General features: G+C 64.5%; 21 protein-coding genes and 2 tRNA genes. 21 read left to right on the top strand and 2 right to left on the bottom strand.

From position 1 onward, the window contains the following. The first annotated feature begins 1 nt into the window (after position 1). The 4 genes from GV161_RS06250 to GV161_RS06235 all read left to right on the top strand — a co-directional run bounded on the left by GV161_RS06250 (position 2) and on the right by GV161_RS06235 (position 5,058). On the top strand, positions 2–1,801 hold the full coding sequence (locus tag GV161_RS06250) for a DUF3383 domain-containing protein (RefSeq protein ID WP_159650174.1): 1,800 nt from the start codon (positions 2–4) through the stop codon (positions 1,799–1,801). A gap of 12 nt (positions 1,802–1,813) precedes the next feature. Continuing rightward, positions 1,814–2,275 carry a phage protein gene (locus GV161_RS06245; RefSeq protein ID WP_152015522.1) on the top strand — a complete coding sequence of 154 codons (462 nt, stop codon included), beginning with the start codon at positions 1,814–1,816 and terminating at the stop codon, positions 2,273–2,275. Continuing rightward, the gene (locus GV161_RS06240; protein ID WP_152015523.1) at positions 2,212–2,706 is read left to right on the top strand and encodes a phage tail assembly chaperone; all 495 of its coding nucleotides are present in this window, start codon (positions 2,212–2,214) and stop codon (positions 2,704–2,706) included. Before GV161_RS06245 ends, GV161_RS06240 begins: the two co-directional genes overlap by 64 nt. A 180-nt stretch (positions 2,707–2,886) precedes the next feature. Further along, the gene (locus tag GV161_RS06235; RefSeq protein WP_152015524.1) at positions 2,887–5,058 is read left to right on the top strand and encodes a phage tail tip lysozyme; all 2,172 of its coding nucleotides are present in this window, start codon (positions 2,887–2,889) and stop codon (positions 5,056–5,058) included. Positions 5,059–5,469: 411 nt separating this feature from the next. Here the strand turns inward: GV161_RS06235 and GV161_RS06230 are convergent, their stop codons facing one another. Then, complete coding sequence (locus GV161_RS06230; RefSeq protein ID WP_152015525.1) at positions 5,470–5,763, bottom strand: hypothetical protein; 294 nt, start codon at positions 5,761–5,763, stop codon at positions 5,470–5,472. A gap of 71 nt (positions 5,764–5,834) precedes the next feature. Here GV161_RS06230 and GV161_RS06225 point away from each other — a divergent pair, with 71 nt between their 5' ends. From GV161_RS06225 to GV161_RS06160, 14 genes are all read left to right on the top strand, one after another. Further along, positions 5,835–6,377 (top strand): phage baseplate protein, encoded by a 543-nt coding sequence (locus GV161_RS06225; RefSeq protein ID WP_152015526.1) that lies wholly within the window; start codon positions 5,835–5,837, stop codon positions 6,375–6,377. A 2-nt stretch (positions 6,378–6,379) separates the two neighbouring features. Further along, entirely contained in the window at positions 6,380–6,691 is a 312-nt protein-coding gene (locus tag GV161_RS06220) for a hypothetical protein (RefSeq protein ID WP_152015527.1), read from the top strand. Beyond that, positions 6,688–7,632 (top strand): hypothetical protein, encoded by a 945-nt coding sequence (locus tag GV161_RS06215; RefSeq protein ID WP_152015528.1) that lies wholly within the window; start codon positions 6,688–6,690, stop codon positions 7,630–7,632. The genes GV161_RS06220 and GV161_RS06215 overlap by 4 nt, the downstream gene beginning before the upstream one ends. Positions 7,633–7,635: 3 nt before the next feature. Next, positions 7,636–8,337, top strand: coding sequence for a Gp138 family membrane-puncturing spike protein (locus tag GV161_RS06210; protein ID WP_152015529.1), 702 nt, complete (start codon positions 7,636–7,638; stop codon positions 8,335–8,337). Beyond that, positions 8,337–8,690 (top strand): hypothetical protein, encoded by a 354-nt coding sequence (locus GV161_RS06205; protein WP_152015530.1) that lies wholly within the window; start codon positions 8,337–8,339, stop codon positions 8,688–8,690. Before GV161_RS06210 ends, GV161_RS06205 begins: the two co-directional genes overlap by 1 nt. Further along, the gene (locus GV161_RS06200) at positions 8,690–9,859 is read left to right on the top strand and encodes a baseplate J/gp47 family protein (RefSeq protein ID WP_152015531.1); all 1,170 of its coding nucleotides are present in this window, start codon (positions 8,690–8,692) and stop codon (positions 9,857–9,859) included. The genes GV161_RS06205 and GV161_RS06200 overlap by 1 nt, the downstream gene beginning before the upstream one ends. Further along, a complete protein-coding gene (locus GV161_RS06195; protein ID WP_152015532.1) occupies positions 9,859–10,539 on the top strand; it encodes a DUF2612 domain-containing protein in 681 nt (226 codons plus the stop codon). Before GV161_RS06200 ends, GV161_RS06195 begins: the two co-directional genes overlap by 1 nt. 14 nt (positions 10,540–10,553) lie before the next feature. After that, positions 10,554–11,510, top strand: a complete 957-nt coding sequence (locus GV161_RS06190; protein ID WP_159650173.1) for a hypothetical protein — start codon at positions 10,554–10,556, stop codon at positions 11,508–11,510. An 11-nt stretch (positions 11,511–11,521) separates the two neighbouring features. After that, positions 11,522–12,124, top strand: a complete 603-nt coding sequence (locus GV161_RS06185) for a DUF4376 domain-containing protein (protein WP_159650172.1) — start codon at positions 11,522–11,524, stop codon at positions 12,122–12,124. A gap of 75 nt (positions 12,125–12,199) precedes the next feature. Further along, a complete protein-coding gene (locus GV161_RS06180; protein ID WP_152015534.1) occupies positions 12,200–12,925 on the top strand; it encodes a peptidoglycan-binding protein in 726 nt (241 codons plus the stop codon). Between the two features lie 44 nt (positions 12,926–12,969). After that, on the top strand, positions 12,970–13,329 hold the full coding sequence (locus GV161_RS06175) for a hypothetical protein (RefSeq protein ID WP_152015535.1): 360 nt from the start codon (positions 12,970–12,972) through the stop codon (positions 13,327–13,329). Positions 13,330–13,342: 13 nt separating this feature from the next. Further along, complete coding sequence (locus tag GV161_RS06170) at positions 13,343–13,606, top strand: hypothetical protein (protein ID WP_152015536.1); 264 nt, start codon at positions 13,343–13,345, stop codon at positions 13,604–13,606. Positions 13,607–13,619: 13 nt separating this feature from the next. Continuing rightward, positions 13,620–14,102: a hypothetical protein gene (locus GV161_RS06165; RefSeq protein WP_152015537.1), complete on the top strand. Its 483-nt coding sequence runs from the start codon at positions 13,620–13,622 to the stop codon at positions 14,100–14,102. Further along, a complete protein-coding gene (locus tag GV161_RS06160; RefSeq protein WP_152015538.1) occupies positions 14,089–14,442 on the top strand; it encodes a hypothetical protein in 354 nt (117 codons plus the stop codon). The genes GV161_RS06165 and GV161_RS06160 overlap by 14 nt, the downstream gene beginning before the upstream one ends. 120 nt (positions 14,443–14,562) lie before the next feature. Here the strand turns inward: GV161_RS06160 and GV161_RS06155 are convergent. Continuing rightward, positions 14,563–14,639: transfer RNA gene (locus tag GV161_RS06155), tRNA-Pro, on the bottom strand. 179 nt (positions 14,640–14,818) lie between these two features. Between GV161_RS06155 and GV161_RS06150 the strand changes: the two genes are divergently transcribed. The 3 genes from GV161_RS06150 to GV161_RS06140 all read left to right on the top strand — a co-directional run bounded on the left by GV161_RS06150 (position 14,819) and on the right by GV161_RS06140 (position 16,848). Next, positions 14,819–14,893, top strand: a tRNA-Gln gene (locus tag GV161_RS06150). Between the two features lie 662 nt (positions 14,894–15,555). Continuing rightward, a complete protein-coding gene (locus GV161_RS06145; RefSeq protein WP_244624158.1) occupies positions 15,556–15,921 on the top strand; it encodes a DUF1127 domain-containing protein in 366 nt (121 codons plus the stop codon). 90 nt (positions 15,922–16,011) lie between these two features. After that, positions 16,012–16,848 carry a class I SAM-dependent methyltransferase gene (locus GV161_RS06140; protein WP_152015539.1) on the top strand — a complete coding sequence of 279 codons (837 nt, stop codon included), beginning with the start codon at positions 16,012–16,014 and terminating at the stop codon, positions 16,846–16,848. Positions 16,849–17,095 lie beyond the last annotated feature (247 nt).

The following is a 17,095-nucleotide window of genomic DNA, read 5'->3' as shown; positions in this document are numbered from 1 at the left end:
CATGGCCCAGGGACTGGCAGTCTCCGACGTCGTCAACATCAATGTCAGCCTGGCGCCCGTGGCCGCTCCGACGCGGAACTTCGGGGCCGGCATGGCCGTCGGGGCTTCCGACGTCATCGACGTTGGCGAGCGGATTCGCAGCTACTCGAACATGGCCGGCGTCGCGCAGGACTTCTCCTCGACCGACGTCGAGTACCTCGCGGCGATGCGCCATTTCGGCCAGACGCCGCAGCCGTCGCTCTACTACATCGGTCGATGGGCTCGCGCTGCGACCAAGGCGACGCTGCGCGGCGGCGTCCTGACCTCGGCCCAGAGCGCGTTGTCGGTCTTCCAGGCGGTCACCGCCGGGGCATTCTTCATTTATATCGACGGCGTCCCGGTCACGGTCGACGGCATCAACTGGTCTGCCATCACCAACCTGAACGGTGCGGCTTCGCTCGTGCTTGCGGAGCTCCCTGTCGGCTCGGCCTTCGTCTGGGACGGCAACATCCGCCGTTTCCGGCTGCAGGGTCCGGGCATCGGCGCCGGCCGTACGCTGTCGTATGCCATGCCGCCGACGGCATTCGGTTCCTACACCTTCTCCGGCCAGCCCGCGCCAGCCGACACGATCACGATCAAGGGCACGGCGATCACCTTCGTCGCTTCGGGGGCGGCCGGTAACCAGGTCAACATCGGAGCTAACCTCGCTGCGACGTTGGCTTCGCTGGTCGCGTTCCTGAACGAGAGCGCGGACGCCAATCTCGTCGCCATGACCTACACGGTCGTCGGCTCCGTCCTCTATTGCATCAGCAAGGCGACCGGCACCGGCGGCAACGCCTACACCATTGCCAAATCCGGCACGAACATCGCAGTCTCCGGCGCAACGCTGTCCGGCGGAGCGGGTACCGACGTTTCCGGCATCCTGAAGCTCACGCAGGCCACCGCCAGCGCGCCGGCCGACGGCATCGACCCGGAAAGCCTTGTCGAGGCTCTGGAGGCGCTGGCGGACGTCTCTGGCGATTGGTATGCCGCGATCCTTGCCGAGGAGGGCGTCGGCATCCCGGAACTGCTGGCGGCGTCCGCCTTCATCGAAGCGCAGCAGAAGAAGCGCCGGCTCGGGCTGACTTCCGGCGATACCCGGATCATCGATCCCTCGATCACCGACGATCTCGCCTCCCAGCTTTCGGATGCCGGCTACAAGCGCACGTTTCTGCAGTATTCGACCAAGTCCGGCCAGTCGGTGGCCTCGTTCTTCGGCCGCGCTGCGACGGTGAACTTCCAGGGATCGAACACCACGATCACACTGATGTTCAAGCAGGAGCCGGGCATCACCCCGGAGACGATCACGCAGACGCAGGCCGCGGCCCTGAAGGCCAAGCACGCGAACGTCTTCGTCAACTACGACAACGACACTGCGATCATCCAGCACGGCGTCAACAGCGACGGCTCTTTCTTCGACGAGTGGCACGGCCTCGATTGGCTGGAGAACGACATCCAGACCGCGCTCTGGAACGTCCTCTACACCTTCCCGAAGGTGCCGCAGACGGACGAGGGCATGACCACGCTCCAGACGGTCATGGAAGCGCGGCTGGCGCAGGCGGTGCGGAACGGCCTCGTCGCGCCCGGCCAGTGGAACGCTGCCGGGTTCGGCCAGCTCAAGACCGGGGACTTCCTGCCCAAGGGCTACTACGTCTTCGCGCCCCCGGTGGCGCAGCAGAGCCAGGCCGATCGGGAGGCCCGCAAGTCGGTGCCGTTCCAGATCGCTGTGAAGCTCGCCGGCGCCGTCCACTCGGTGGACGTCATGATCAACGTCAACCGGTAATCGGGGGCCGCAATGTTCATCAACGCATACAGCTTCGCCGACGTCACGGCCTCCTATGTCGGGCCGGGCGGGACGATCACGCTCGGTGATGGCGCCGGCCCTGCCGAGGAAGGCATCTCGATTGCCCAGGCGGACAACAAGGGCACGCTGATGATGGGTGCCGACGGTTCCGGCACCCATTCGCTGCACAAGGCGCAGAACGGCATCGTGACGATCCGGCTGCTCAAGGGTTCGCCCACGAACAACCAGCTCATGACCGCCTACAATATCGAGACGAGTTCCGCATCGCTCTATGGCCAGGGCGTGATTGTGCTGCGCAACGCCGCGACCGGTGATGTCATCACCTGCCTCGGCCTCGGTTGGTCGAAGGCGCCGGATCTGACCTACGCCAAGGACTCGACCGTCAACGAATGGACCTTCAACGCTGGCCGCATCGAGTACCTGCTCGGCACCGGCACGCCTTCGGTGATCTGATGCTGAGCGCGCCCCTCGAATTCAACCTTGCCGGCCACACCTACAAAGCTGGTCGGCTCGATGCGATGACACAGCTCCATGTCGTTCGCCGGCTGGCACCGATCCTGACTACGCTGCGCTCGGTGGCGGAAGATGGGGCGGGCGGGAACGTTTCGCCCGAAGCTGCACTCCAGCGAGCGGTGGAGGCGCTGGGTGAGGTGTCCGACAATGCCGTCGAGTATGTCATCGCTCGCAGCATGGAGCGTGTGCAGCGCAAGATCGATGGTGATCGTGGCTGGGTTCCGGCCTGGAACAAGGTGGCCGGCAAGCCGCAGTTCGACGATATCGGTGGCATCCATCTCCTGACTATCGCATCGCGTGTCGTCATGAACGAGCTCGGCCCTTTTTTCGACGGGCTGGCGTCGAATTTGACCGGCGACAGCCCGGCCTGAAATACGACGCCGTCGCGCTGCCGGACGGCAAGGATTACGTCCTGCGGCCCGTCCTGCGCGGGCTCTGCCGGTACACCGATGTCATCGACGGCACCTTGTCGCTCTACGACGTGGCCGAGATGAACGACGCGCTCGACGTGCTCGACGAGAACACGTGGCGCTCGCAGGAGGCCTCCCGGAATGGCCGGTGACGTCATCAAGGAGTTTCTGGTCTCGCTCGGCTTCCGGGTTGAGCCAGGGCAGGAAAAGAAGTTCTCCGGCGCCGTCACGACCGCGACGAATTCGGTCGTTGCGCTGGGAAAAGCCGCTGCCGTCGCGTCTGCTGCCGTTTCGGCCGCGGTCGTCAAGATCAGCCGTTCGTTCGACAGCCTGTATTGGCAGGCGCAGCGCACGCAGACGACCGTCTCGCAGATCAAGGCCGTCAGCTATGCCGTCTCGCAGCTCGGGGGCTCGGCCGAGAGCGCCGGGTCGTCGATCGAGACATTCGGCAAGAACCTGAAGTGGAACCCCGGGTTTGAGGGGTTCCTGAAGCAGATCGGCGTCGTCACCCGCGAGAACGGCAAGCTTCGCGACAGCGTGGCGCTGCTGAAGGACTTCGCCAACACCATCAAGGGCCGCAGCCGCGCGGAACAGATGGGGCTGGCCGAGTTCGCCGGCGTCGACCTGAAGACGCTGGAAGCGCTCCAGAACGGCCAACTCGCAAAGCGAATGGCGGAGCACTCCGCCACACTGAAGCGACTCGGGGTCGATGAGGACGAGGCGGCCCGCAAGGCGAACGCGCTGCAGGTCGCGCTCGGCAAGCTCTCCGATACGCTTGGCGGCATCGGTACGTTGCTGCTCGATCGGTTTGGGCCGGGCCTGACCGGCACGTTCGAGAAGCTCGACGAGTTTCTTGTCCAGAACTCCGACAAGATCGTCGCCTTCTTCGACAAGCTCGGCAAGGTGGCCTCGGAGCTGGCCGGCATCTTCGAAAAGCTCCTCGAGGTGCTGGGTCCGCTCTGGCAGAAGTTCGACAACCTCACGCAGTCCATCGCCGGCGTCGACGGCCTCACGGCCGCGCTCGTCGCACTGATAGGCCTCAAGGTGTCCGGCTGGCTCCTCGGTGTCGCGGCAGCTATCGCGAAAGTCGGGACGGCCGCGTCGGTCGCGCTGCTCGGTGGCTCGCTCGGCAAGTTTCTCCGCCTGTTCGGTATCGGCGGCGCCATCGCGCTCGGCATGTCGCCGACGGAGGCTAATGGCGGAGAGGACCAGGAGATCGCTCGTCGTCGGGCTGCCGGTACGTTCGGGCCGGCCAGTCCGGGCGATCTGGAAGCTGATGCTGCCAAGCGCCAGCAGGGCCAGAGCAAGGACACGTCGCTTTGGGGCAAGGTGAAGCGCTGGTGGCGCGGTGGCGGAGACCCTTCGAATGGCGCAGCTACGGCGCCGAAGGGGAGCGCTGCTAAGTTGGCGGCGGCGCAAGAGTCCTATGATTTCTGGCGAAGCAAGGGCCTTTCTCACGAAGCTGCTTCAGGCCTCGTGGCAAACGAGGAAGCTGAGTCGGCGTTCAACCCTAACGCCCGAGGCGACGGAGGCCGTGCGCACGGTCTCTATCAGCATCATCCCGATCGCCGTGCCAACATCCTAAGGGGAACCGGCATCGACATGTCCTCAGCCGACGCGCGGCAACAGCGTGAAGGCGCTTATTGGGAGATGACGAAAGGCCAAGAGCGCAAAACCTGGAATATGCTCCAGGGCGTGACTTCAGCTGGAGAGGCCGGCGCTATCGTTTCGCGGGAATATGAGCGCCCGGCTGATCGCGCGGGGGAGGCTAACAAGCGGGCGGCTGCTGCCAACGGCTGGTCCGCTCGCCTTCAGCAGCAATCGACGGAAGTAACGCCGTCGGCAGCAGGCTCAGGCGGCCAGGCGGAGGCCTATCGCCGAAAGACTGGCCGCGACCTCCAGTCAGACATCAATTCGAAAGACCCCTATGTCCGTGACTGGGCTGCGAAAGAAGCCGGGCTCACCCCGAACTCCAAGGATGACGGCGGCTCGGTCAAGATGCCGAGTTTCGGCGATCGGGTGCGCGAGGCGGATCGGCAGACCGCCATGGGCCGCGTGCAGTCCTATGAAGACGCTATCGCGCAGGCCGGTGCAAACGTGGGTAAGATCGACGGTGGCGGCCTGGGCGGCAACGGCGCGTCTCTGACACCCCCTCCGGGTTCTACGGCCGGGACGACTGTCACGGTCAACCAGGAGAACCACGTCAGCGTCACTGGCTCCGGTGATCCCCACGACACCGCTCAACAGATCGGAAATACGCAGCGCGACGTTAACGCGGGCATGGTCCGGGATCTGAAGGGAGCGGTCAGATAATGGCTCAATTCGGAATTACTGGCTCCGCGTAGCAGCGGCACGGTTCTTTTGGACAGTCATGCCCATCGCCAGGGTGGCCACCTTTCGGTGGCCTTGCATAGGCGAACCGTTTGCCATTGTTATTTGCACACCGGGGACAAACATCGCTGTCCCCAGCTGTACGCCAGATGTAATGAGTGGACCCAACCGACTCGGCTCTCTTCCGATTGAAGTCCCAGGTCACCTCAGCTTGTTGCTTCCGTTCTGCTAAATGCCGCTGAAGGTCCGCTTTCTTCTCGGCCTCAGTCAAATTCTGCGACCGAGAAGGCGGGCGAACCCGGCGCTTCATCTCTTCTGGGAAAATCTTGTCGGTGAGAGCGAATGGATTTCCGTTCGTCTTTTGAAACAGACGACGCCACCAACTCATCGTCGCTACCGCATCTTGCTACCATCCAGCATCATGAAGCGCTTGTTGACCCAGCCGGTTCCAGAGGCTGTTTTGACATTCCAGCGGTTTCCCGACTGCCCGAGCACGACGGCTGGCGTGTGATCGTCCAAGTTACGGCAGGATAATTGATCGCGGTCGCACAACGCGGCGCCCGACTTGATCCAGCAATCCTGCTGATCAAGCGAGGAACACAGGCGACGAACGGCCTGATCCCAAGGCTCTGCCGCCCACGCGGCGCCGCTCGCCACCATCGCAATTGCAAGAACAAGCGCTCGCATATCCGTCTCCAAAGAGGGCGCGCACGATAGCACGCCGTCCGGCATCTTGACCAATTCCGACAGGTTTTCGCATGGCCCTGATCGACGGCGGGTACGCGCTGCTCAGCGACCCATCGACCCAGATCGCGCATTTCATCCCGGACGCTTCGCTGCGCGAGGTCGGACGGAACGACTATGCGATCACCGATCACCCGGTCGAAACCGGCGCGGTCGTTTCCGATCACGCGATTCAGCTTCCGCCATCGGTCGAGATCAACTGTGTCTTCTCTGGCTCCCCGCACGGCGAAGACTACCCGAACCGGCTGCTGATCAACCTCCTGCTTTTCCAGAAGAAGCGCCAGCCGATCGACGTCTACACGGTGCGCAGGCACTACGCGAACATGCTCATCCAGAGCGTTTCGCATACGACCGACAAGAACACCTCAACCGTGCTCATGGCGACGATCCGCTGCCGCCGCATCATGATCGTCAGCACCAAGACGACCTCGACCAAAGAGGCCGGCAAGGAAAGCCAGCAGTCGCCGGAAAAGACGGCGTCGACGGAGAAGACCGGATCTCAACAGATGAAGAGCTCGAACACATCGGGCTTCGCCGGCCCCAGCCAGCGGGCGTGACCATGGCCGTGCTTGAATTTCCGCTGTCCCCCAACGCGCAGCAGATGACGGTCTCGATCGGCGAGAAGGAATTCACCTTCCGCTTCGCTTGGTCGGATAGCCCGGCCGGAGGTTGGTTCATCGACATCTCGGCGCTCGACGGTACGCCGCTTGTGCGCGGGCTGCCGCTGACCGCCGGCGAGAACGTCCTTCAGCAGTTCGATTATCTCGGCATCGGAGGCGACATCTACGTCCAGACCGACGCCGATCCGCTGCAGGAGCCGACCTACGACAACCTCGGCCTCAACGGCCGCGTGCTTCTGGTGACGCCATGACGAAGCAGTGGCTGCGAAAATGCGTCCTCAAGATCGAGGGAGCCGGCGAAGATATCGACATGTCGGAGCTGCGTATCCGCTTTCAGGTCGAGGGGGCGCTGACCGACTTCTCCAATATCGCCTATATCTCGGTCACCAACCTCAGCGACCGCACCGCCCAGAAGATCCACGAGGAAGGCAAGCAGGTCACATTGGAGGCCGGCTATGAGGATGGCTATGGCGTCATCTTCAAGGGCAACATCTTCCAGAAGCGCGGCAATGCCCGCGAGACGCCGACGGACAAAGTCTTCCAGATCACCGGCAAGTCAGGCGATCGAGGCCTCGTCTATGGCGTCGTCAACAAAACGCTCTCCGCCGGCCACACCTGGCGAGATCAGGTCGACGTCGCGCTCGACGTCCTGAAGCCCTTCGGAATCACCGCGGGCCACATCGCCGATCTTGGCTCCCAGACCTTCCCGCGCGCTCGCAGCCTGTTCGGCCAAGCCCGCGACCTGCTGCGCACCATCACGCAGTCGACCGGGACGACCTTCCACATCACCGACCAGAAGCTGAACATCGTCAAATCGAACGAGACGCTGCCAGGCGAAGCCTTCGTGCTGAACTCCAACACCGGCATGATCGGCATGCCCGTCCAAACGCTGGGCGGAGTGCAGGTCCGCATGCTGCTCAATCCGCGCGTCGCGCCCGGAACGCGGCTGAAGATCGACCAGAAGTCCATCGTGCAGGCGCAGCTGGATCCGAGCGGGCGACCTGGCTCCTACGTCAACAACATGAGCTATCCGTCGCTCGCAACGGACGGGCTCTACAAGGTCGTCACCCGTGACCACATCGGCGATACCCGTGGCCAGCCCTGGTACACGGATGTTTCATGCATCGCCCTGGGTGAAAAGGGCCTCGTGACCAGCCGATACGGCGCTGCCGGCATCAACGTCCCGGACTGACCAATGTCGATCGATATCCGCGAGCGCATGCCGTCGCTTGGCGAGCTGATCACGGCTGCCGTTGATAAGGCGAAGTCGCAGATGGTGACCTCGCTGCCGGTGAAGGTCGTCAGCTACGACCCAGAAAAGCAGACCATCAAGGCCCAGATCACCGTCAAGGCCTATGTCCAGCAGGAGGACGGCTCCACCAAAGCCGTCGACTATCCGCAACTGGAGGACGTGCCGGTCCAGTTCCCTGGCGGCGGAGATCAGGTGATGACCTTCCCGATCAAGGAAGGCGACGAAGGCCTCGTGAGCTTCTCCTCTCGCTCGGTGGACAGTTGGCAACAGAGCGGCGGCGACCAGGCCCCGCAGGACGCCGGCATGAACAATCTCTCGTCAGGGTTCTTTCAGCCGGGCTTCCGATCAGAGCCGTCGGCGAAAAAGCTGACTGGCGTCTCCACTTCCGCAGTCGAGATGCGCAGCGTGGACGGCAACACACGCGTCAGCGTCTCCCAGGCTGGCGGCATGAGCGTCGCGACCAACAAGGCCGTGTCAGTTACGGCCGCGCAGGGCGTCACGATGTCTGGCGGGGCAGGGGACATCAATTTCACCGGAACGCTGAAGGTGACCGGCGAGATCGAGCTCAACGGCATCAAGCTATCGCTGCACAAGCACACCGGCGTCGTGCCCGGTGGCGGCACTTCGACAGGCCCGACGAACTGATGCTCTACCGCAAGCTCGACGAGAACGGCGACTACAGCTTCGGGCGTGGTCCCGTCGATTTCTGGCGCGACGTCCCCGACGCCGTGGCGCAGTCCGTCCGCACCCGCCTGCACCTCGAGCAAGGCGAATGGTACCTCGACAGCCAGGAAGGCACCCCCTGGCGCACTCAGGTGCTCGGCAAGCGGACTGAGAACACCCGCGACCTGATGATCCAGATGCGCGTCACCGAGACGCCAGGCGTCAACGAGCTCGTCTCCTACAGCTCCGACCTCAACCGCGAGACACGCGGCTTCAGTGTCGGGCTGACCATCGACACGATCTATGGCCCTGCCAGCCTCGTGGAGCCGCTGTAATGGCGTTGCCTGTCTGCACGATCGACGAAAACGGCATCCACAAGCCCGATTATGAGGAGGCGAGGGCCTACTTCGTCGAGGCCTTCCAAGGCATCTTCGGTCAGGACATCTATGTCGATCCCGACAGCCAGGATGGGCAGCACCTCGCCATCCTCTCTTCGGCGGTCAACGACGCCAATGCGATGGCCGTCGAGGTCTACAACTCGTTCTCGCCGTCGTCCGGCCGGGGCGCTGGCTTGTCGTCCATCGTCAAGATCAACGGCATCAAGCGGCGCGTCGCATCGTTCTCGACCGTCGATCTGCTGATCACCGGGCAGGCCGGCACAACGATCACGGATGGTGTTGCGACCGACGGAAATGGCAACCGCTGGGCGCTGCCCGCATCCGTCACGATCCCGCCCGACGGCGACATCGTCGTCACCGCGACCAGCAAGGCGCTGGGGGCGGTCACCGCGGCTGCAAACACGATCACGACCATCGGCACGCCGACGCGTGGCTGGCAGGATGTCACCAACCCCGCCGTGGCAACGCCGGGCGCTCCGGTCGAGAACGACGCCCAGCTGCGCATTCGCCAGTCGGTTTCGACCGCTATTCCTTCGCTGACAGTGTTCGAAGGGACGATGGGCGCGGTTGCTTCGATCCTCGGTGTCTCGCGCTACCGCGGGTACGAGAACGATTCGGACGCGACCGACAGCGACGGTATCCCCGGTCACACGATCTCGATCGTTGTCGATGGCGGCGATGCGCAGGCGATCGGCGAGGCCATTGCTGCCAAGAAGGCGCCGGGAACCGGTACCTTCGGCACGACCTCGGTCGACGTCATCGACGAGTATGGCGTCACCCGCGCAATCAAGTTCTTCCGCCCGACCAGCGTAGGCATCAAGGCCGAGATCACCCTGACGCCTCGGCAGGGGTATTCGGCGGTGATCGAGGCGCAGATCAAGCAGACGGTCGTCGACTATATCAACGCCATCCGCATCGGCGACGATGTCGTCCGGTCCAAGCTCTATCTGCCAGCGAACCTCTTCGGAGGCACTGGATCGCAGAGCTTCGACATCGGCAACCTGCAGATCGCCAAGCTTGCCGACCCGCTCGGTACCGCGGACATCGCCATCGCCTTCAACCAGGCGGCGGCGGCCTCGATCGCCAACATCTCGATCGTCAGCTGATGGCCTCCGTCGACGACTACCTGGCGCTGATCACGGCCTATCACCGTGGGAAGCCGAAGTTCTCTGCGATGGTCCGCGCGATCGTCGAACCGTTTGTCGCGATCCAGGATTTCATTGCTCATCTGCCTATCGACTTCGACCTCGACGTTGCGATCGGCGTGCAGCTCGATGTCGTCGGCGAGTGGGTAGGGCGATCTCGGTTCATCGAGACGCCGATCCCGAACGTCTACTTCACGCTGGATGACCCGCTCCGCGGCTTCAATCTCGGTGTCTGGAAAGGGCCGTACGACAACGACGTCGGCATCGTCAGGCTCGACGACGAGACCTATCGGACACTGCTGCGCGCCAAGATCGCGGCGAACAACTGGGATGGAACGCTCGGCACGGCGAAAGAAGCCCTGTCGATCATCTTCCCAGCCGGAGACACGCTCCTCTTCGTCCTCGACAACCAGGACATGAGCATGACGTTCGGCATGGCCGGGCGCATACCTTCCATCCTGTTCATGAGCCTGCTGTCGCGTGGCTACGTCCCGCTGAAGCCAGAGGGGGTGAGGGCGATCTACGCCGTCACCAGCGTCGATGACGCCCCGCTCTTCGGCTTCGACGTCCAGAACGAATTCATCTCCGGCTTCGACGCGGGCGCCTGGGCCGTCTCGCCGGAATTCTACTTCGATGCCTGAGGAGGCCGATCAGCATGGCGACCAATAATTTTCTGCCGTTCGCAATCGACCCGGCGGCCAATGTGATCAGCCAGGGGGCGTGGAACGCCCTGCTGGCCCGAACCGGGGGCTTCACCGCCGGCGTCGCTCAATCCAATCAGCTGAACAAGGTTTGGCGCCAGAGCTCTGTCATTGCCGCGCTCATCGGACGCTACGTCGCGGAGATTGGCGGTCTCGATGCCTTGGACGATGGCGATGTCACCGCTCTGCTGGATCACTTTGTGGCCACTCTTCGCGCTCAAGCCCCCAACTACTTCGTCGCCGGGGGGTCGGCGAACACACTGACCGTCACGTTCAGCCCGGCCTTCGTGAATGCTGCGGCGATGATCGGCGTGCCGATCCGGGTCAAGATCGCCTCGGCCAACACTGGCGCGGCAACGCTCAACGGTTACCCGATCGTGCGCCAGGATAGCGCCGCGACTCGCAAAGGCGACCTGCAGCCTGGCATCCGCGAAATGTTCTTCGACGGGACGAGCTTTCGGCTGTTTTCGCTGATTCTCCAAACCGAGAGGACGGTGACGCTGCTCGGCCGCGTGACGGCTCAGTATGCGACGAATGGCGTGGAAACCGCGATCGAATGGGCGCCGCCCGCGGCCGGTACCGACCCGCTCGGCTGGTACAACCCGGCTCAGCCGACGCGCCTGACCTGCCCCGCAGGCATCGACCGCGCCGTCTTCTCATTTTCCATTGGCTTCGAGGCCAGCAGCGTCGGCTATCGGAAGGGCCGCGTCGTGGTGAACGGGACGGCGGAGGGCTCCGGCCTGCCGGTGGATGTGCTTCTGCCGAACGCCTCGGACCTCACTATCCCGAACGGCGCCGGCGCACCCTATCCCATGGCTGCGGGCGATTATGCGCAGGTTCTCGCCTTCACCAACCCAGGCGGCCCCCACCTGCTGCGTCGTCAGAACACCTTCTTCTCTGTGTCTTACTGAGCGAGGCCGCCGTGACCGAGAATTCCCCCGAGCTTTCCGAAGACATCGTCGTCGAGGAAGCCGTGCCCGTCGTTTCCCCTCCGCCGCCCTGGGCCGAATGGGCCTCGATCCCTGTCGCCGGGACCGACGACCCCCGCGCCCTGGCGCTGGCAGCAGGCAGCGCGGCCGGGCCGTCCGACATGATCATCGACGACGGCCGCTTCTACGTCCGCGACGTGACGCAGGCGGCACTCGACGCGGCGCTGACGGCCGGCCCTGTGGTCGATCTGATCGCCTATCTCAAAGAGCTGCGCTGGCGGCGGGAGGTCGGCGGCGTCACGGTCGAGGTCGGCGGCGCGCCTGTCCTGGTCTCGACGGCGCGCGGTGACGACCGCGCGACGCTGCATGCGACGCTGACCGCCATCACGATGGGCCTACGGGCAGACGGTGCGACCTACAATTTCGTCGATGGGCGCCCGCGCGCGGTCAGCAACGCGGACATGCAGGTAGCGATCCTTGCGGCCCTCTCGCATGTCCAGGCCGCTTTCGACCTTGAGATGGCGCTGACTGTCGAGATCGAAGCCGGCACGATCACCACGACCGCCCAGCTCGACGCGGCATTCAGCGCCGCCTGACGCGCGCCCGCGCCAGCCGCTCGCCTCGACAGATGCGCCGCCTTCGGGCGGCATTTTCAAATCCGGAGAGATCTGATGACGATCGCTGAAATTCAGCGGGCGCTGGTCGCGCTTGGATTTTCGGTTGCTGTCGACGGCCGCTTTGGCGAAGAGAGCCGAGCCGCCATCAGGTTTTTCCAGCAGTGCTATGGGCTTCACGCCGATGGCATACCTGGCCCGCAGACGCAGGCCGCGCTGAAGCAGGCGCTGGCGGCGCCGAAGCCCGGCCGGCCGGAACCGGACAAGAGCGCAATGGCCGCGCCGGCGCCTGTCCCGCAGCGGCTCGGCACTGCCGCTGCGGCGCCGCCTCCCAATGTCGCCAGTCTGCAGCTGCTCGACACGGCGCGGCCCGTCGCGGAGATCATCTGGCATTGCACCGCCACGCCCGAAGGCAAAGACTTCACGGTCGCTGATGTCCGCGCCTGGCACAAGGCGCGGGGCTGGTCCGACATCGGCTACCACTATGTCGTCTATCGCGACGGCCGGATCATGCTCGGCCGGCCGGTTGGGCAGATCGGCGCCCATTGCGAGGGGCATAACACCGGCACGATCGGCTGCAGCTACATCGGCGGCCTCTCCGCCGACGGCAAAACCGCCAAGGACACTCGCACGTCGGCGCAGCGCGCTTCCATGCTCTGGCTGACGCAGCAGCTCTCCGCCAAGCATCGCGGCATCAAGCGCGTCTCCGGCCACAACCAGTACGCCAACAAGGCATGCCCGAGCTTCGACGTCCGCAAGGACGATCTCGGCCGCCTCATCTGAACCCGCCGGCGGCCGGGCCTGCCGTCATCCTCAGGAGCATCTCCATGAACCGCTTTGTCCTGGCGCTCGTCGCCCTGGGATCGCTGGCGCTCGCCGGCTGTCAGAGCCTGAACAATCCGACCGCATGGGGCCAGATCGCCGCCGGCGTCGGCGCCGTCATCGGCGAGACCAAGATCGACCCGCAGATCGAGCGCGTCAGCACGAAGCTGGCCCACTATTGCGCCGAGGTGCAGACGGCGGCGCTCGCCGTCGATCTCCTCGCCCCGGTGAAGCTTCAGGACGCCGCGAGCGACGGCCGCATCGCGGTCGCCACCTTCTGTGCCGCACCGCCGAAGAACTTGGCTCAAGCGCTGGCGGCTCTCGCCGGCGCCTATGCCGCGATCGAGGCCGCCAAGCGCGCCTGACTAGGAGACTACCATGAACGAACAGATCCTCAGCTTTCTCCGCACGCTTGTGCAGTCGGGCGCCAGCGCGCTCGCCGCCAAGGGCCTCATCGACCAGCAGGGCGAGACGGTCCTGGTCGCCTTCGTCATGTGGCTAATCCCGACGGCCTGGGGCCTCTATGTCCGGCGCAAGGCCGGCCTCGTCGCTTCGGCCGCGGCGCTCCCCGAGGTGGCGACGATCGTCACGACGCCGGAGATCGCGGCCAAGGTCGACGATCCATCCGTCACGACGCGATAGGGCAGGGCGAGTGATGCCCCATCGCGACAAGCCGCTGCCGGTAAGGCTCTATCTCGGCATCCACGATCACTTTCCGGCCCGCCGGTCGGAATGGGTGCTGGCCTGCATCCTGATCGCCTGGGGCTGGATCCTGCTGAAGCCTGCGGATGCGTTCGGCGGCAATCCTGCTTGGGCGCAGATGGCGGCGATGATGGGCGAGGAGGCGTGGGGCAAACTCGCTATCGCGATCGGCGCATTCCGGCTCGTCGCGCTCATCATCAACGGCACCTTCTCCCGCACTTGGTACGGGCGTTGGTCGCCGCATGTCAGGGCGCTGGCGAGCTTCCTGACATGCTTTCTCTGGTTCCAGATCTCGTTCGGTCTGTGGAATTCCGATGCGGCGACGACTGGCCTTGCTGTGTATCCCGGCCTGCTTGTGCTCGACGCGATGAACATCGTCGCCGCGACACGTGACGCGGGGAGCATGGACAAGGCCGTCTCTGATGACCGACCCTAGCGCGCTCACCACCGAAAACATCATCGGCACGGTGATCGCCGGGGTCGGGATCGGCATCTACGCCCTGCGCGAGTACTTCAAGACCCGCAAGGCACCGGCAACCGCACAGAACGGCGACCGGGTGATCCCCGGCGTGACCATCGCCGACATGCAGCCGATTCGCGAGCTCGCGGCCGAGCAGGCGCGCACCACGGCGGCCAATGAGCGCATCGCGGCCGCAGCCGAGGGCCTGTTCAAGCTGCTCAGCGATCAGGCGCAAGACGACGCGATTGAGGAAGAGGTTGAGCGCCGCCTCCGGCAGCGAGAGATCGATCGGCGGCGCCGCACCACGAGAACCTAACAGGCCGTCGTCATCGAAAGGTGGCGGCGGCCTTTTCGTTTCTGTCCGGGTTTCTGTCCGGAAAAGAAAAAGGGCCGATCCGGCCCTGTCTCTAACTACTTGCAAAGTCTCGGGAAATTTTGGTCGGAGTGGCAGGATTTGAACCTGCGACCCCCTCGTCCCGAACGAGGTGCTCTACCAGGCTGAGCCACACTCCGATCAACTGGTGGCCGGCTTATAGCCAGCCGCTCGCCGCAGCGCAACAGCCAAGGAGATGGGTCGTGCGATGTTTTTCCGCAAAGGCCCTGGATGCGCGGCGCTGCGCAGATGCTGACCCGGGGACGGGCGATCCGCTGTTGCGCGCCGCGGCGGCGCGCTCTAGAAGCGCAGCGCAGATTGGGGCGTCGCCAAGCGGTAAGGCAGCGGTTTTTGGTACCGCCATTCCCAGGTTCGAATCCTGGCGCCCCAGCCACTTTCCTGTAAAGCACTGATTTACAAGCGGTTCTGCTGTCATCAACGGTTCGGCAATGCGTTTTGCTGTAGCCCGGCGCGATCTTTTGCACCCACGCTCAGTGGAGCTTGCAAGCATATCCGGGCGCATCAGACTGAGCGCGGGGGTTTGACGATCGCTGGATCCGGCCGGGTTCCGCATTTCTCACAGACCAGCTGCACGGCGAGATCCATTAGCCGATCACTCCCATGACGCCCGGCAACAGGCGCCATAGAATTTGCTTCAGCACCCCGCAGGGCTCGCAGCTCATCTCCAGGTGCGTCTTCCCCGCATCGATGGCGTGGTTGACCGTTTCCATAAGGCCGCGGCCATGTCCTCGAAGCCGGCAGGGGTCTCATCCCACTGCTCATGAATGACGGCACCGTCCCAATCGCCGGAGGTCGGGTCGCCGGTCCGGGAAAACACGATCGCGCCGACCTTGCAGTCCTTGGCGCGAGCGCTCGCTCGCAAGGCCTCACCCGTCGTCGTCTGCAGGCTTTCCGATCGACCACAGTTCCACAATCGGCCTCGCCGGGACGCTGAGTCGATTGTGTGCGGCACCTCACGGACGAGATGCCCCCCGAACCGCCACAACGCTGCAACACCGCCCGAGGAGGCGGCGGACAAAGCAATGGAGCGGCACAATGTATGCGCTGAGAAGCGACTTTCTTCACGACATCGACGACCTGACCGACATGCTGCGGCCTCGCACCAAGTCGGTGCTCGATCGGCTGGTCGGGCGCATGGCGGTCGGGCAGATCTTCGGCGATCAGTTCCTCTATGAGGTCCACGGCCCCTTCGTCCCGCCGCATCAAAAGCCTGCCCGGCGCCCGCTGACGACCAGGCTGATCGAGGCGCTGTCGGGACGGCTGCGCAAGATCGCCCTTGGGGTGCAGATACGCCACGCGGCAAATGCGTTGTCGGGTCTCGACGACAGGATGCTGAAGGATATCGGCATCAGCCGTTCGGAGATCGAGTTCAGCGTTCGGCGCGCCGATCCGCGGCCGTGACCACTCGCTGTACGGCGCGAGGCCCCCAAAGCGCCATGCCCACCCGTTCATCCGAGCCTGCCGAGCGAAACTCACAGGGAGAAACATCCAATGTCCAGCATGCTTCAAGCCGCTGCTCCGCAGAAGGTCGACCACGCGGCGATCAAGCTGCGCCAGCATGGCGCCTGGTCGTCCGGCGATTACGCCATCGTCGGAACGACCCTGCAGATCGTCGGCGAACGTCTGTGCGAGGCGCTCGACTTGCGCAGCGGCCAGGCCGTGCTCGATGTCGCCGCCGGAAACGGCAATGCCAGTCTCGCTGCGGCTCGCCGCTGGTGCGATGTCACCAGCACGGACTATGTCGCGGCCCTGCTCGATCGCGGCCGCGAGCGCGCTGCGGCCGAGCGGCTCGACATCTCCTTCCGCGAAGCCGATGCCGAAGCCTTGCCGTTCGCGGATGGTCAGTTCGACGCGGTCATGTCGACCTTCGGGGTGATGTTCACGCCCGATCAGGAGCGCGCGGCCGCAGAGCTTCTGCGGGTCTGCAGGCACGGCGGCAAGATCGGCCTGGCCAACTGGACGCCGGACGGCTTCGTCGGCCAGCTCTTCAAAACGATCGGAAAGCATGTCGCGCCGGCTCCCGGACTGCGTTCGCCCGCGCTCTGGGGCACCGAGGAGCGCCTGGCCGAGCTGTTCGGGTCGGCCGGCGCGTCGATCCAGACGACGCGGCGCGACTTCGTCTTCCGCTATCGCTCGCCGGAGCACTGGCTCCAGGTCTTCAGCAGCTACTATGGACCGGTGCTCAAGGTCTTCGGGGCGCTGGACCAGCCTGCCAAGGCGGCGTTGGCACTGGATCTGATGGCGCTTGTCGAACAGTTCAACCGATCGGGCGATGCAACCGTGGTGGTGCCGAGCAGCTATCTCGAGGTTGTCGTCGCGCAGGGCTGAAATGAGTTCGGCCGCCTCAGTCCGCGCCTGCGCCCGGGCGGCTGCTCCAACTACACGCTGACGCGTCTTTCGCATCGACTAGGCCAGGCCGCTCGAACCGAGGATCCACGACCTTCGTGGCCCTCGGATCGGCCACCCGCGACTGGTTCAACGACACGGCTCATCCGGCATGATATAAGGGCATCTGTGCGGGTTCGGCGCTTTCCGACCTGCGCAGATCTCGGTCGGAAGGGGAACGGCCGTGCGT

The organism is Bosea sp. 29B (genome assembly GCF_902506165.1).
Classification (GTDB): domain Bacteria; phylum Pseudomonadota; class Alphaproteobacteria; order Rhizobiales; family Beijerinckiaceae; genus Allobosea.
Note: the sequence above shows the minus strand (reverse complement) of the source record. Positions and strands in the feature narration are given on the sequence as shown.

Excerpts from the sequence above, each read along its gene's own strand:
- GV161_RS06250 (WP_159650174.1), top strand. The coding sequence starts at position 2 with ATGGCCCAGGGACTGGCAGTCTCCGACGTCGTCAACATCAATGTCAGC.
- GV161_RS06245 (WP_152015522.1), top strand. The coding sequence starts at position 1,814 with ATGTTCATCAACGCATACAGCTTCGCCGACGTCACGGCCTCCTATGTC.
- GV161_RS06240 (WP_152015523.1), top strand. The coding sequence starts at position 2,212 with ATGGACCTTCAACGCTGGCCGCATCGAGTACCTGCTCGGCACCGGCAC.
- GV161_RS06235 (WP_152015524.1), top strand. The coding sequence starts at position 2,887 with ATGGCCGGTGACGTCATCAAGGAGTTTCTGGTCTCGCTCGGCTTCCGG.
- GV161_RS06230 (WP_152015525.1), bottom strand. The coding sequence starts at position 5,763 with ATGCGAGCGCTTGTTCTTGCAATTGCGATGGTGGCGAGCGGCGCCGCG.
- GV161_RS06225 (WP_152015526.1), top strand. The coding sequence starts at position 5,835 with ATGGCCCTGATCGACGGCGGGTACGCGCTGCTCAGCGACCCATCGACC.
- GV161_RS06220 (WP_152015527.1), top strand. The coding sequence starts at position 6,380 with ATGGCCGTGCTTGAATTTCCGCTGTCCCCCAACGCGCAGCAGATGACG.
- GV161_RS06215 (WP_152015528.1), top strand. The coding sequence starts at position 6,688 with ATGACGAAGCAGTGGCTGCGAAAATGCGTCCTCAAGATCGAGGGAGCC.
- GV161_RS06210 (WP_152015529.1), top strand. The coding sequence starts at position 7,636 with ATGTCGATCGATATCCGCGAGCGCATGCCGTCGCTTGGCGAGCTGATC.
- GV161_RS06205 (WP_152015530.1), top strand. The coding sequence starts at position 8,337 with ATGCTCTACCGCAAGCTCGACGAGAACGGCGACTACAGCTTCGGGCGT.
- GV161_RS06200 (WP_152015531.1), top strand. The coding sequence starts at position 8,690 with ATGGCGTTGCCTGTCTGCACGATCGACGAAAACGGCATCCACAAGCCC.
- GV161_RS06195 (WP_152015532.1), top strand. The coding sequence starts at position 9,859 with ATGGCCTCCGTCGACGACTACCTGGCGCTGATCACGGCCTATCACCGT.
- GV161_RS06190 (WP_159650173.1), top strand. The coding sequence starts at position 10,554 with ATGGCGACCAATAATTTTCTGCCGTTCGCAATCGACCCGGCGGCCAAT.
- GV161_RS06180 (WP_152015534.1), top strand. The coding sequence starts at position 12,200 with ATGACGATCGCTGAAATTCAGCGGGCGCTGGTCGCGCTTGGATTTTCG.
- GV161_RS06175 (WP_152015535.1), top strand. The coding sequence starts at position 12,970 with ATGAACCGCTTTGTCCTGGCGCTCGTCGCCCTGGGATCGCTGGCGCTC.
- GV161_RS06170 (WP_152015536.1), top strand. The coding sequence starts at position 13,343 with ATGAACGAACAGATCCTCAGCTTTCTCCGCACGCTTGTGCAGTCGGGC.
- GV161_RS06165 (WP_152015537.1), top strand. The coding sequence starts at position 13,620 with ATGCCCCATCGCGACAAGCCGCTGCCGGTAAGGCTCTATCTCGGCATC.
- GV161_RS06160 (WP_152015538.1), top strand. The coding sequence starts at position 14,089 with ATGACCGACCCTAGCGCGCTCACCACCGAAAACATCATCGGCACGGTG.
- GV161_RS06145 (WP_244624158.1), top strand. The coding sequence starts at position 15,556 with ATGTATGCGCTGAGAAGCGACTTTCTTCACGACATCGACGACCTGACC.
- GV161_RS06140 (WP_152015539.1), top strand. The coding sequence starts at position 16,012 with ATGTCCAGCATGCTTCAAGCCGCTGCTCCGCAGAAGGTCGACCACGCG.